The organism is Enterorhabdus sp. P55, assembly GCF_009911695.1.
In the GTDB taxonomy this organism is placed as follows: Bacteria; Actinomycetota; Coriobacteriia; order Coriobacteriales; family Eggerthellaceae; genus Enterorhabdus.
Genome location: NZ_QWKK01000013.1, coordinates 23,886 through 37,509, shown reverse-complemented (window position 1 = coordinate 37,509; position 13,624 = coordinate 23,886). Strand labels below are relative to the sequence as shown.

The window sequence follows — 13,624 nt, the reverse complement described above, 5'->3', positions numbered from 1 at the left end:
ACGGCGCCTCCGCAGCCCGGCGCGGACGGCGCCCCGTCGCCCGTCTTGCCGGCATTCCGCGTCGCAGGATCCGCCTCGCGCGCCGCCTGCGCGCCATCCCGGAGCCCCGGCGCCCCGGCCGCCTTCCGCCCCGTCGCCGCCAGACGCCCCTTCCGCTCCTGCGTCTCCTGCCAGCATCCGCGCCCCTTCCGCCTGCCCCTCTGACGGCCTGCGCTGGGCCATCCCCGCGCGACGCCCCCTCTTCTGCTAAACTGTACGATGCTTCTCTCGGGTCTGTAGTTGCGGGGGGCGGATGCGCCTCCTCAGTCCATGGCAGATGCGGTCGAAAGGATCCACGTAAGCGGGCTCGTCCCGTGAGCACGGCGTATCCTAGAGGTAAGCCGCACCGCCCGTTCTACCTTATCCGCGGCACGAGGCCGCGGCGGGCGAGAGGGCCGTTAGCGCAAGCGAAGGCCCCGGTGCGCGAGTGTGGGGTCGAAGACTAGGTCAGCCGGGGGAAGCGCTAGCTGAAGTCCGAAGACGGAGGGTCAAGTTGGGAAAGCGTATCCGGGCCATCGCGGCCCTGGCGACTGCCATGGCGTGCCTCGCGCTCGTCCTGGGCGGCTGCAGCAGCTCTAATTACCAGCCTGCGCTGAAGGATCCCACGGTGGCGTCGCCGGCCATCGGCCAGGCGGGTACCCTGCGCGTGGGGGTGGACACCGCCAACCCGCCGCTGGCGGGCATGGGCTCCGACAAGATCATCGGCATCGACGTGGACATCGCCGCCGCCTTGGCCGACCGCCTGGGCCTGAAGCTGTCCATCGTCGACGTGGGGTCTGACCCGGAGGGCGCGCTTGCTGAGGGCAAGGTCGACCTCGTCATGGGCATCGACCAATCCGAAGGCGGCGACTTCTGGCTCTCGAGCGCCTACCTGCCCACGGGCGTGGCCGCGTTCGCCACCTCGCCCGATGCAGGCGTGCCGACGGCGGGCGGCTCGGCCAAGTTCGCCGCGCAGATATCCTCCAAGAGCGCCTGGGCCGTGACCAACGAGTTCGGCGAGTCGGCGCTCACCTCCACCACTAACCTCACCGATGCCTTTGCCGACCTCACGAGCGGCTCCGACAGCTACGTGGCGGCCGACGCCATCATCGGCTACTACGCGGCGCACGGCCAGGGGGTTGACGTGTCCATCGTCGCCATGCTGCTCGCCCCGAGCGGCTACTGCATCGGCGTGTCCAACGACAACGCCGAGCTGCAGGCTGCCGTGACCCAGGCGGTGACCGACCTCACGAGCGGCGGCGTCATCGACGTCATCGAGCGGAAGTGGCTCGGCACCTCCCTCGACCTCTCCGCCGTCCCCCAGACGGCCGGCGCGCCTGCCGCCACCCAAGCCGAGGACGAAGGCGGCGACGACGACGCGGCGCCCGCCACGGTGGGCGGCAACGCGGTCGGCGCCAGCCCGAACGCGCGCAACTAGCCAAGACGCAGAGGGGGCGGCCGCGGCCGCCCCCTCTGCTTTGTCGCCGGCGCGCGGCAGCCTCAGCTTCCCGCGCGCTCGTGTCGCGCGCTAGTTGAGGAAGTCCTCCAGGATCTCCTGCTCGGCCTCCTCCTCGGTGAGCCCGAGCGTCATGAGCTTCACGATCTGGTCGCCGGCGATCTTGCCGATGGCCGCCTCGTGCACGAGCAGGGCGTCCTCGCTCGCCGCCTCGATGCCGGGGATGGCCTTCACCTTGGCGTTGCCCATGATGATGGCGTCGCACTGGACGTGGCCACGGCAGGCCGCCTCGCCGATGACGAGCGGGTTGAAGACTTGCACCGATTCGTCCTGGGCCACCGAGCGGGAGATCACCTGCACCGACGAGCCCTCGCCCTTGAGCTCCACCTTCATGTTGGACTCGGCCGTCTGACGGTCGTGGGTGAGCAGCTTCTCAATCAGCACGAGCTTGGCGTCGGCGGCCAGCTCGGCGTTGGTGTCGCGCACCGTGGAGGTGACGCCGCGCAGCTGCACCATCTCCATTTCGCAGTAGGCGCCCTCCTCCAGGTAGACGTTGGTGGTCGGGTTGAGGATGCGCTCGCCGGTGCCCTCGCCCTCGCCGTAGTGCTTCTCGACGTAGACGACGCGGCTGTTCTTGCCGCAGTAGAAGCTGTGGATGCCGTCGTGCTCGGAGGCCTCGTCGCTGTGGTTGTGGATGCCGCAACCGGCGACGATCTTCACATCGCAGTCCTCGCCGATGTAGAACGTGTTGTACACCACGTCCTTGAGACCCGACTGCGTGACGATGACGGGGATGTAGACGGTCTCGCCCTTGGTGCCCGGGGCGATCTTGATGTCGATGCCGGGGACGTCGGTCTTGGTGGAAATCTCGATGAACGCCGAGGAGTGGCGCTCGACGAGCTGGCCGTCCTTGCGGATGTTGAAGGCGCCCTTGGGCATGCCGTGGAGGTTCGCTATCTCGGCGAGCAGCCCCTCGTCGATGGGGGAAAGGTCAACAGCCATGGTTGTCTCCTTCTGCGGGGAAACGTGCGCGGGCGTCCGCTAGCACGTGGTGGGGATCTCGGTCAGGTGCAGCTCGGTGGGGGTGGACAGCGGGCAGCCGAAGTCGTCGACGCCCTTCGCCGCGAAGCCCAGCTTGGGCATGAGCTCCTCGGGCGTGCCCGTCTCGGCCACGCGCCCGCTGCGCAGAAGCACGATCTCGTCAGCGAGCTGGATGATGCGCTCCTGGTGGGAGATGATGACGATGGAACGCCCGTCGCGCGCCGCGTGGATGTCGCGGAACGTCTCGGTCAGGCGGTCGAAGCTCCACAGGTCGATGCCGGCCTCGGGCTCGTCGTAGATGGCCAGCTTCGGGTCGCGGGCGAGGATGGTGGCGATCTCGATGCGCTTCACCTCGCCGCCGGAGAGCGACTTGTCCACCTCGCGGGTGAGGTAGCTCGCCGAGCACAGGCCCACCTTCGAGAGGTACTCGTTGCAGGCGAGCATGGGCAGCTTCTTGCCCGCGGAGATGTCGAGCAGCTTCTTCACGGTCATGCCCTTGAAGCGGGCCGGCTGCTGGAAGCCGTAGCCGATGCCGAGGCGCGCGCGCTCGGTGATGGGCAGGTCCGTGATGTCCTGGCCATCGAACAGGATCTGGCCCGAGGTGGGCGTCTCGATGCCCATGATGAGCTTGGCCAGGGTGGACTTGCCGCCGCCGTTGGGGCCGGTGATGACCGTGAAGCGGTCGTCGCCGATGGTGAGCGACAGGTCGTCGATGATGCGCTTCGCGTCCCCCTCGGGGCCGGAGGGCACCTCGAACACGAGGTTCTTCAATTCAAGCATACGGGTAACTCCGATCGTGTCGGCGCGCCGCTGCCTCGTCTCAGGAAAGGAGGCGCCCCCGGGAAGGGGTGCCTCCAAGGTGCGGCGACGCTGAGTCCAGGTTTCCTTGGCTATTGTAGCCGTCCGCGGCGAATTGCCCAAGGGCTTCTAGCCATTCAGCAGATCGACCACGGTGAAGCCGAGGGCGGACTGCTCGATGAGGGCGCGGTTGCCCACGGTGCACATGAGGTGCTCGTCGGTGGCGCGGGTGATGGCCGGCCCGAGCTCGCGCACCTGATCGGGCGTGGCGGCGATGACCTCCGTGCGCACGCGGGCTCGCTGCTCGGGGGTGAAGTGCGAGAAGAACTGCCCGTCCTGGCGCCGCATGAGCTCGCGGGCCTTGAGGGGCACATCGATGCCGGCGATGGTGGACACCACGTAGCCGTCCATCTCGGCCGGTGTGGGGTCGAACGCCGCGATCCAGCTCCCGGCGTCCTCGAAGCGGGCCACCGTCTCGTCGATATGCGGGTCGCGGTAGGAGTAGAAGCGCATCGATCCGGGGCGCGTCATCTGGAAGCCGGCGCCGTAGGCCCCGCCCTTCACGCGCACCTCGTTCCACAGGTAGTCGTAGGAGAGCACCCGGCTGGCCAGCATCCAGATGCCGGTGAACGGGCCGTCGAACAGGCGCCGGTCGTAGCCCATGGCCGTGTAGGTGACATCGCTCGGCACGACGAAGGCCTCGCGGCGCGGCGTGGGCTCGGCGGCGATGAGGCGCGCGGCCACGCCCGCGTCCGAGAGCCCCAGGGTGCCGCCGGCGGCCCAGTAGCGGTCGAGGTCCTCGTCGGTGCCGGCGAAGCTCAGGATGCACCCGTCGTCGGCGAACAGCCGCGCGCTGATGTCGCGCAGCGTGGCCTCGAGCGCATCGGCGCGCTCGTCGAAGCGCTCGATGAGTCCCTTGAGGAAGCGGTAGAAGTCCATGCCCCCCATCTGCTCGCGCACCACGGCGGCCGGCAGGTAGTAGGACGCCACGCGCGCCATGGCCGAGCTGTGGCCGGCGTTGGCGATGCCCTGCTCCATGGTCACGCGTTTCTGGTTGAGGATGTCGAGGATCTTCGCGTGGTCGGAGAAGTCCGTCTCGGCGAGGATCTCGTCGGGAAGCGAGGCGGCGAAGCCCACGTTCTCGGCGAGGGCCGAGGCGCTCGCGACGAACTTGGCCGTGTAGGAGGTGCGTTCCACCGCGTCCTCGTGCACCTCGGTGAAGAACGAGAGGTTGCCGAGGCGCGACTGGGCCAGCGTGTCGAGCTCGGCTGCCGTGTGGCGCGCGGTGGGAAGCTTGCCGAGCACCATGGCGAGCACGGTGGCGTAGGGCAGCTCCTCGAAGGTGAGGCGCGACAGGTCGAAGTAGCGGTAGGCGAACGCGAGCCCGCGGGTGTGCAGGTCGTGGCGCAGGCAGGGGACGGGCGTGTGCTGCGAGGTCATGCCGTAGAAGGGCTCCTCGGGCGCGGCGGCCAGGTCGTCTACGGTGAGGGCCGGCAGGCTCGCCAGGAGCTCCGGCGGGTCGGGCTGCTCCTGGGCGGCGCGCAGCGCGGCCACGGCCGCCTCGATGGCGGCGATGTCGGCGGGCGCGGCGGCCTCCTCCAGCGCGCGCAGCCGCTCGCGCAGGGCACGCTCGCCGGCGCCCTCGCCCTCTACGGGAACGAGCTCCACCGAGGCGCGATGCGGGTTCTCGAGGATGAGCTCGCGCAAAAGCTGCTCGAAGTAGCCCGTGTCCAGCTTGGCGCGCAGCGCGGCGAAGGCCTCCTCGTAGCGCAGGTAGGCGCAGGCGCCGTCCTCGTCGTAGAGCCAGCCGGCCAGGGCCGACATGGCCAGGAGCACGCCGTCGGGGTAGCCGAAGTTGTGCTCGCGCATGACGAACTCCGCATGGGAGAGCGCCGCGTCGATGAGCGCGTGGTCCAGCCCGCCCTCGACGAGGCGCCGGGCCTCGCCCTCGACAAGGGCGCTCAGGCGCTCGAGGGCGCCCTCGTCGCGCAGGCCCTTGAGCTCGATGGCCGCGAAGGGCTGGGCGATGGCGTCGGCGAGGAAGCCCGACGCGTCATCGGCCAGGCCCGCGTCGAGCAGCGCGCGCTTGAGCGGGGCCTCGTTGGAGCCCATGAGGGCGTCGATGAGGATGTCGACGGCGAGCATCCGCTCGCGGTCGGCCGCCGTGCCGGCCACGAAGCCGAGCGCGCAGGCAGCGTTCTCCGGCGCCGTGGCCATGGGACGGCGCACCCCGAGGGCCTCCACGGGCGCCTGGAGGTCGAGCGGGTTAGGCGCGCCGGCCTCCTCCTGGCGCGCGGCGAGCGGCGCCAGGTAGCCCTCGTCGATGAGGCCGAGGAAGGCGTCGAGGCCGAGGTCGCCGTAGAGGGTGATATAGCAGTTGTCGGGCCGGTAGTGGCGCGCGTGGCTGTCGAGGAAGCCCTCGAAGGTGAGGGTGGGGATGGCCTCGGGCGTGCCGCCGGACTCGAAGCGGTAGGTGGTGTCGGGGAACAGCGCGGCGGACAGCGCGTCGTAGAGCACCGAGTCGGGGTCGGACAGCGCTCCCTTCATCTCGTTGAACACCACGCCGTTGTAGGCCAGGCGCGGCCGTGCGCCCGCATCCGCGCCCTCGCCCGGCGCGCCGGCGACCTCCAAGTGCCAGCCTTCCTGCTCGAAGGTGGTGCGCTTGTCGTAGATGGCGGGACGGAACACCGCGTCCAGGTACACGTCGGCGAGGTTCATCAGGTCGCGCTCGTTGGTGGAGGCGACCGGGTACATCGTCTTGTCGGGGAAGGTCATGGCGTTGAGGAACGTCTGCATCGACCCCTTGAGGAGGTTGACGAAGGGCTCCTTCACGGGGAACTTCTCCGACCCGCAGAGGACCGAGTGCTCGAGGATGTGGAACACGCCGGTGTCGTCGGCGGCAGGGGTCTTGAACGAGATGGAGAACGACTTGTTCACGTCGCCGTTGCGCAGGTAGAGCAGGCGCGCGCCCGACGCGTCGTGGCGCAGGGTGAAGGCGGTGCCCTCTATCTCGACGAGCTCCTCCTGGGCGAGGAGGGTGAATCCGTGCTTCTGGGCCGTCGAGGAGACGGCAGGGTCAAAGGGGGTCATGGCGGAACCTTTCGCGCGTTGGCGTCTTGCCGAGCCGGTAGGAGCGGGCGGAGCCAAGACGGCTGGATATGCGGGGTGATGCGGGTGGAGCGGTGACGAGCCAGAGGTGCTCTTCGTACGATGCAGGTGGGCGAGGCTCCGCCCAGGTGTCATGCTTCTCATTCTACTCTTCCATCAGGGTTTATAACACGTGGAGTTCGCTCTAAGTTTGGAAAACGACGCGCGGGTGAAACATACATAACTACGCGCGCGTCCATGAGGGCGGCGCCGTCGCCCCCCGCAGGCCGCCGGGAGCGCCCGGAGCGGGGACATGGGCGCCGTCGAGGGCCCAGGTCGTCGAACGACATGCCGCGGCCCTTGGGGAGGAGCTTCCGGGGCTCCACGTGGTCGCGCCCGCAGCCGCCCCCTCGGCGCGGTCGAGCCCCGCGCCTTCTCCGCCTGTTCCTCCCGGACGCCGGGGTCTCCTTCCGCCCGCGCGGCGGGGCAGGGGCTCCGTGGGGATTCTCTGGGATGGCTGGGCGGGGCGCCGGACGCGCGGTATAATGCGCGGGTTACGAGAAAGGACGGCGATGGCCGAAGCGCAGAGGTTCTCCCATATAAAGGTAAGCGATGCCGATGACGACATCGTCATCCAGGCGGGAGCCGTGAGCACGGTCGCGCCTGAGGAGGCCGCAGCCCCCGCCGAGCGCCCGCAGCCGGTCGAGCCGGCTGCCGCGCCGCCCGCGCCCGCCCGCGAGGACGCCTACCGCGAGACCACCCTCGAAGACCTTGAGTCTTCCACGATGGGCACTGCGCAGAAGGCGGTCATCGTGCTGGCCGTGCTCGGCGTCATCGCCTTCGCCGTCTGGTACTGCCTGCTGAGGTAGGAGCGAGCTGTCGCGCCCGCCTGCGGCGCCCCCGAGAAAAAAGGAACGACCCATGCCCAAACGAACCAGAAACGAAGCCCACGGCACCTCTGACGAGACCTCCCTCGGCCTTACCGAGGCCTTCGACGCCCCCTCCGACGATGCCCTCGTCGACGCCCGCGCGCGTCGGCGCCGCGGCGCGTGCGATGCTCCCGACGGCGCCCCCATGGGGCTGACCGAGGCGTTCTCGCCCGTCGGGGCCTCCTGCGGCACGCCCGAGGAGGACGGCTGGATGCCCGACGACTCCGTGTGGTCTGACGAGGGCGCCGAGGCCCTGCCCCCCGCGCCCGAGGTGGACGACGGGCCGCTCTACGACGAAGAGGGGCGCGTGCGCGAGGCCGCGCACGGACGCCATGGCCGCCATGGCCGGACGGACGCCGCGCCCGCGAAGGGCCGCCGTAAGGGCTCCGAGGAGGAGGTTCCCTCCTACCTGCGCAAGTCGCGCCGCATGCGCCGCATCCTCATCGCCGTGTCCATCGTGCTCGTGCTGCTCCTGGCCGCCGGCGCCTACTTCACCGTGCAGCTGGTGAAGGTGGCCGAGACGTCTGCCTCCCAGCAGGCCCAGACCCACCAAGACCAGCAGCAGGCCGCGACGCTCGATGCCGACAACACAAGCGATGCCTCCACCGCTACGGCCAAGAAGACCTCCGTTCCCAATCTGGTGACGCTGCTCGGCATGGGGCAGGACGAGGCCGTCGAGTACCTGGCCCATGGCGCCCAGGTGTCCAGCACGCGCGAGGTGAACGAGGAAGACAACCCCGTGAAGACCGAGGTGCGCGTGGCGCTCACCGCTGAGCCGGCCGATGCCCGCACGGGCACGCCGACGGTCTATTTGGGCCTCGGCGAGGACGGGCTGATCATCCAGGCGGGCTATTCCACCTCCACCACCTCGCTCGGCTACGGCTCGCTCAGCTTCGCCGACGCGGTGCGCAACGAGGCCATCATCGAGAAGACCCTGGCCGAGGCGGGCGTCGACGTGGCCCAGGGCAGCGTCACGCTGCCCGAGGACAAGACGAGCTACTCCACCTACGATACCGACGGCAAGACCCTCATCAAGGAGTACTGCTCGTTCTCCGACACGGTGGACATCGGGGGCGCCCCCCACGAGTGGTCGGCGGTGCTGTCCTACGACTACACCATGGCCAATGCCACCGGCAACCTGGCCGACACGGTGCGCACCATCTACGTGTACGTGAGCTCCTGGGCCTAGGAGGCGCGCCGCCCGCGCCCTCCATCATTTGAGCGCAATTCACCTCTTGCGCAATGGGGGAGGGGGCGATATACTGTCAAATCGTGTCTTTATGCAGACGATACATGAGTGTCAGACGTAAGTATATAGAAGGAATCGACCATGGACATCATTCGCGCTATCGAGCAGCAGCAGATCAAGCAGGACATCCCTGATTTCAACGTGGGCGACAACGTGAAGGTTCACTATCGCATCACCGAGGGCAACCGCGAGCGCATCCAGGTGTTCCAGGGTGACGTCATCCGCCGTCAGGGCGCGTCGAGCCGTGAGACCTTCACCGTCCGCAAGATCAGCTTCTCCGTGGGCGTCGAGCGCACCTTCCCCGTGCATTCTCCCAAGATCGAGAAGATCGAGATCGCCCGTCGCGGTGACGTGCGTCGCGCCAAGCTCTACTACCTGCGCGACAAGGTGGGCAAGGCCGCCAAGATCAAGGAGAAGGCGTTCCGCTAGGACGCGGCTTCTCAGCTTCAGAAACCTGCGAAAGGGCCCGCGAGGGCCCTTTCTCGTATGCGGAGGAGGAATGATGGCTCAGACCGTCGCCGAGCTCAAGGGACGACTCCAGGCCGCCGACGAGGACGAGTTCGCCGTGTTGGAGCGCGCCTTGGCCGCCGATGAGCGCAAGGGGGTGCGCGCAGCTGTGGAGACGGCCCGCCGCCGGCTGGTCGCCGAGGCGGCCGAGCGCGAGCGGCTCGCGGGCCTCTACGGCTTCGAGCGGGCACTTGCCGACGCACGGGGGGCGACGGTGGTCGTGGGCCTCGACGAGGTGGGGCGCGGCCCGCTCGCCGGCCCGCTCGCGGTGGGCGCCGTCGTGCTGGGGGAGGGAGAGCCCATCGCGGGCCTCAACGACTCCAAGCAGCTGCGGCCTGAGGCGCGCGAGGCCGTGGCGGCTGTGGTGCGCGAGCGGGCCCTCGCCTGGGCCGTGCGCTACGTCGAGCCGGCGGAGATCGATGCTGCGGGCATGACTGCCTGCCTGGTGACGGCGTTTCGCCGCGCGCTCGCCGCGGTGGAGGAGGTCGTCCGGGCCGATGTGGTGCTCCTCGACGGCAATCCGCTGCACCTCGACACGCGTGAGGTCAACGTCGTCAAGGGCGACGGCCGCTGTGCCTCCATCGCCGCGGCATCGGTGGTGGCTAAGGTGGAGCGCGACCGGCTCATGGAGGCCTATGACGCGGAGTACCCGGGCTACGGCTTCGCCGAGAACAAGGGCTATGCGAGCGCCGCGCACATCGAGGCCATCCGCGAGCGGGGGCTCACGCCCATCCACCGCGCGTCGTTCTGCACCGCGTTCTCCCAGCCGACGCTGTTCTAGCTTCCTGCCGTGACGCGAGCGGGCCCTTCGGGGCCCGTTTTCCTTGCAGGCGAAGAGGGGAGGCGGGCCGGGCGCCGACGGGGCGCCGACCGCAGGGCGCGCGAGCCTGGTCGGGGCGCCGTCGCGGGCGGCTCCCGCAGAGACGGGGCGCGTCTGATGCCCGCCCTGCGTGCGACGGGGCGTCGTGCCGCGGCCGTCGCCCCGCCGCCCCCGATGCGCTCACCCGTCGGCGGGGCCGCCTAGGATTCTCCTCATCGACGACGAGAGGAGGACCGATGACGGCAAGGGAGAAGGCGGCTGACGGAGAGGTGACGCGGGGATCGCGCAACCGTGACCTGGGACGACGCGGGGAGGAGGCCGCCGCTAAGTTCCTGCATCGCCATGGATACGACGTGGTGGAGCGAAATTGGACGTGTGCTGCGGGCGAGGCGGACATCATCGCGCGCGTCGGCGAGGTGCTGGTGTTCGTGGAGGTGAAGACGCGCCGCGGCGTGAGCTACGGCTTTCCGGCTGAGGCCGTGGACGAGGCCAAGCGCGAGCGCTATCGCCGCATCGCGCTTTCCTACCTGGCCGAGCGGCGTCTGGGGGAGGTGCCCCTGCGCTTCGACGTGGTGTCCATCGTGGTGTCTGACCGCCGGGCGGTCGTGCGTCACCACATCAACGCGTTCGAGGCGTCATGACGGCCGCGTGCAGCCGCTGCTCGGTGACGGGGGCGACCCTGCGCGGGGTGGAGGCGCTTCCCGTGGCGGTAGAGGTGGCTGTCTCCGGGGGCATTCCCGGCATGGCGGTGGTGGGGATGCCCGACGCGGCCGTTCAGGAGGCCCGCGAGCGCGTGCGCGCCGCTATCCGCGCCTCCGGCTTCGCCATGCCCAACGAGAAGGTCGTGGTGAACTTGGCGCCGGGCGACCTGCGCAAGACCGGCACCGGATTCGACCTTCCCATAGCGGTGGGCGTGCTGGCGGCCACAGGCCAGCTCGATCCCGCTGCGCTCAGGGGGCGGCTGTTCGTCGGGGAGCTTTCGCTTGAGGGAAGTGTGCGCCCGGCTGCCGGGGCGCTCGCCTTCGGCATCTGCGCGCGCAACCGGGGGCTCGTCCTCGTAGGCAGCGCCGATGCCGCGCGCCTGCCCCTCGGAGAGGTGGAGCAGCTCGGCATCGCGCGCCTCTCTGACCTGCGGCCCGGTGGCCCGGGGCCGCGTCCCTTGGCTGCCGGGCCGCGCGGCACGGCCTTTGTGGAGGATGGCGCGCCGGACTTCAGCGACGTGGCGGGTCATGAGGTGGCGAAGCGGGCGCTTCAGGTGGCGGCTGCCGGCGGCCACGGCGTGCTGCTCGTGGGGCCGCCTGGCAGCGGCAAGACGCTCCTCGCCTCGCGGCTGACCACCATCCTGCCCCCGCTTTCCCAGGACGAGATGCTCGAGGCCGCCGTGGTCCACTCGGTGGCCGGCGAGGACGTAACGCCCATCCTGGCAGGTCGGCGGCCCTTCCGCAGCCCGCATCACAGCGCATCTCAGGCAGGCCTCGTCGGAGGCGGCAGCCCCGTGAGGCCCGGTGAGATATCCCTTGCGCACCAGGGGGTTCTGTTCTTAGACGAGTTGCCGGAGTTCCACGGCTCGACGCTTCAGAGCATGCGCCAGCCCATGGAGTCGGGGGTGGTGCGCATCACCCGGGCCGAGGGCAGCGTGACGTTGCCAGCGCGGTTCATGCTGGCCGCCGCGGCCAATCCGTGCCCCTGCGGCTACTACGGGGCGGCTGACGGCGAGCGAGAGTGCCGCTGCACCGACCAGCAGGTGCGCCAGTACCAGGGGCGCATCGGCGGCCCGCTCATGGACCGCATCGACTTGCAGCTCGACGTCCAGCGCCTGCCGCCGGAGAGCGTGATGGCCACGGGCGGCGGCACGGACTCGGCTACGCTGCGCGAGGGGGTGCTGCGCGCGCGGGCCTATGCGTCCTGGCGCGAGGCGCGCGCAGATGACGGCCCGCCGGGGCCGGCGCAGACGGTGGCCCGCTGCCGCCTGTCTGAGGAGGATCGCGCCTTCCTCGAGTCGATGGCACGCTCCTGGCGCATGAGCGGACGCGGCATCATCCGCACCCTGGGCGTGGCGCGCACCCTGGCGGACATGGATGAGGCGTCCGCCGTGGGACGCGGGCACCTGGCCGAGGCGCTCGGCTTCCGGCTGCGCGAGGGAATGGGGGGATGAGCCGTGGGGGAGCGAGCGATACGCGGCGAGCGCTGCGTGCTGGAGCGGGGGAGGGCGGGCTACCCAGAGCGGCTCGAGGAGGTAGATCGCCCGCCGGCGCGCCTCTACGTGGCAGGAAACCCGCAGGCCCTCCTGCCCGGTCTGGCGGTGGTGGGGGCGCGTAAGGCGACCCCCTACGGGCTCGGCTGCGCACGGCGCTTCGCAGGCATGGCGGCCGAGCGGGGCCTCGCCATCGTGTCCGGGGGAGCGCGAGGCTGCGATGCGGTAGCCCATGAGGCGGCGCTGGCCGCCGGCGCGCCCACCGTCGCCTTCCTGGGCGGCGGCATCGACGAGCCCTACCCGCGCCAGAATCTGGGGCTGTTCCAGCGCATCGTGGACGCCGGCGGGGCGCTTGTGTCCGAGCATGAGTGGAGCTACGCGCCCCTGCCCTTCACCTTCCGCGAACGCAACCGGCTCATCGCGGGGCTGGCCCGGGCGACGCTCATCGTGGAGGCGGGGCTGCCCTCGGGGACGTTCTCGACGGCTGATGCGGCGCTGGCCGCCGGGCGCGAGGTGCTCGTGGTTCCCGGCGCCATCACGTCCGCGGCCTCGCGCGGGGCGAACCGCCTCATCTACCAGGGAGCAGTGCCGATCGTGGACGACGAGGCCTTCGCCGATGCGCTGCTGGCGAGCTTCGGCTGCCTGCGCCAGGAGGCCGCGCCGATCCCGGAGACGGGCGCACCTCCGCCTCCCCGTGGCGCCGAGGCCGCGCTCCTGGCGGCGATCCAGGCGGAGCCCCTGGGGATGGAGGCCCTGCGCGAGCTGGCCCTGCGCCACCGACGGGGCACCGATGCCGTCACCTGGCTCATGGTGTGGCTCGCCGAGGCCCAGCGCGACGGGCTGGTGGCCCGCTACCCCGACGGCCGCTACGGGCCGTGCGTGGGGGTGCGATAGAAAAAGCCAGAAGGTATCCCATAGATACTTATTGAATATACGGAAGGCGCATGATAGGATGAAAACCCGTTTTATCTATAATGTCGCAAAAAGCAGGGCCAACTTGGCCAAGCACGGCATCGACTTCGAGGAGGCCCAGCGGCTCTGGGAGGATCGGCATCGGATCTCGGCATCGCTTGAAAGCCGGGGCGAGGAGCGGGAGATGCTCATCGCCCGCTATGGCGGATGTTGCTGGTCGGCTGTCTTCGTGGAGCGGCTGGGGGCTACCCGCCTCATCTCGGTGCGACGGGCGACGAGGAAGGAGATGAGTTGCTATGACCGAGCGCGAAACGCCGACCGCTAGCGAGCTTGACCGCATGTTCGACGAGGGCGTGGACATGACGCCCTACATGATACCGGGTACGGAGATCTGCGCTGCTACGGCGCGTAAGGTCAACATCACCATGTCCCCCTGGATGATCGAGGAGCTCGACCGCGAGTCCGACCGGCTGTGCATCAGTCGCCAGTCCCTCATCGTCATGTGGCTAGCTCAGCGCCTCGACGAGGAGAAGGAGAAGCGTCTGCGCCTGGCGGAGGGCTAGGGGTCCGTGGTCGTCTTCTGCCCGTCTGCCTGCGGGAGCCGCCTGTTGGC

At 69.8% G+C, this 13,624-nt stretch carries 13 protein-coding genes; 10 read left to right on the top strand and 3 right to left on the bottom strand.

Going from position 1 to position 13,624, the window contains the following annotated elements; genetic code table 11:
* Positions 1-532 precede the first annotated feature (532 nt).
* Positions 533-1,456 (top strand): ABC transporter substrate-binding protein, encoded by a 924-nt coding sequence (locus tag D1643_RS02600; protein WP_236643327.1) that lies wholly within the window; start codon positions 533-535, stop codon positions 1,454-1,456.
* Positions 1,457-1,546: 90 nt separating this feature from the next.
* Here the strand turns inward: D1643_RS02600 and D1643_RS02595 are convergent, their stop codons facing one another.
* The 3 genes from D1643_RS02595 to D1643_RS02585 form a co-directional block, all read right to left on the bottom strand.
* Entirely contained in the window at positions 1,547-2,476 is a 930-nt protein-coding gene (locus D1643_RS02595) for a SufD family Fe-S cluster assembly protein (protein ID WP_160708322.1), read from the bottom strand.
* Between the two features lie 39 nt (positions 2,477-2,515).
* On the bottom strand, positions 2,516-3,295 hold the full coding sequence (locus D1643_RS02590) for an ABC transporter ATP-binding protein (RefSeq protein WP_160708320.1): 780 nt from the start codon (positions 3,293-3,295) through the stop codon (positions 2,516-2,518).
* A 147-nt stretch (positions 3,296-3,442) separates the two neighbouring features.
* On the bottom strand, positions 3,443-6,403 hold the full coding sequence (locus D1643_RS02585) for an insulinase family protein (RefSeq protein WP_160708318.1): 2,961 nt from the start codon (positions 6,401-6,403) through the stop codon (positions 3,443-3,445).
* Positions 6,404-6,972: 569 nt separating this feature from the next.
* On the opposite strand from D1643_RS02585, the gene D1643_RS02580 reads away from it, so the two are divergent.
* The 9 genes from D1643_RS02580 to brnA all read left to right on the top strand — a co-directional run bounded on the left by D1643_RS02580 (position 6,973) and on the right by brnA (position 13,574).
* A complete protein-coding gene (locus tag D1643_RS02580; RefSeq protein WP_160708316.1) occupies positions 6,973-7,269 on the top strand; it encodes an SURF2 Surfeit locus protein 2 in 297 nt (98 codons plus the stop codon).
* 52 nt (positions 7,270-7,321) lie between these two features.
* Positions 7,322-8,518: a histone-lysine N-methyltransferase gene (locus D1643_RS02575; protein WP_160708314.1), complete on the top strand. Its 1,197-nt coding sequence runs from the start codon at positions 7,322-7,324 to the stop codon at positions 8,516-8,518.
* 141 nt (positions 8,519-8,659) lie between these two features.
* A complete protein-coding gene (gene rplS / locus D1643_RS02570; protein ID WP_160708312.1) occupies positions 8,660-9,007 on the top strand; it encodes a 50S ribosomal protein L19 in 348 nt (115 codons plus the stop codon).
* Between the two features lie 73 nt (positions 9,008-9,080).
* Positions 9,081-9,866, top strand: coding sequence for a ribonuclease HII (locus D1643_RS02565; RefSeq protein ID WP_160708310.1), 786 nt, complete (start codon positions 9,081-9,083; stop codon positions 9,864-9,866).
* A gap of 275 nt (positions 9,867-10,141) precedes the next feature.
* Entirely contained in the window at positions 10,142-10,546 is a 405-nt protein-coding gene (locus D1643_RS02560; RefSeq protein ID WP_160708308.1) for a YraN family protein, read from the top strand.
* Positions 10,543-12,060, top strand: a complete 1,518-nt coding sequence (locus D1643_RS02555; protein WP_160708306.1) for a YifB family Mg chelatase-like AAA ATPase — start codon at positions 10,543-10,545, stop codon at positions 12,058-12,060. Before D1643_RS02560 ends, D1643_RS02555 begins: the two co-directional genes overlap by 4 nt.
* Positions 12,061-12,063: 3 nt before the next feature.
* Positions 12,064-12,993 carry a DNA-processing protein DprA gene (dprA, locus tag D1643_RS02550; protein WP_160708304.1) on the top strand — a complete coding sequence of 310 codons (930 nt, stop codon included), beginning with the start codon at positions 12,064-12,066 and terminating at the stop codon, positions 12,991-12,993.
* Between the two features lie 58 nt (positions 12,994-13,051).
* Positions 13,052-13,336, top strand: coding sequence for a BrnT family toxin (locus D1643_RS02545; RefSeq protein WP_160708302.1), 285 nt, complete (start codon positions 13,052-13,054; stop codon positions 13,334-13,336).
* The gene (brnA, locus tag D1643_RS02540; RefSeq protein ID WP_160708300.1) at positions 13,308-13,574 is read left to right on the top strand and encodes a type II toxin-antitoxin system BrnA family antitoxin; all 267 of its coding nucleotides are present in this window, start codon (positions 13,308-13,310) and stop codon (positions 13,572-13,574) included. Before D1643_RS02545 ends, brnA begins: the two co-directional genes overlap by 29 nt.
* Positions 13,575-13,624 lie beyond the last annotated feature (50 nt).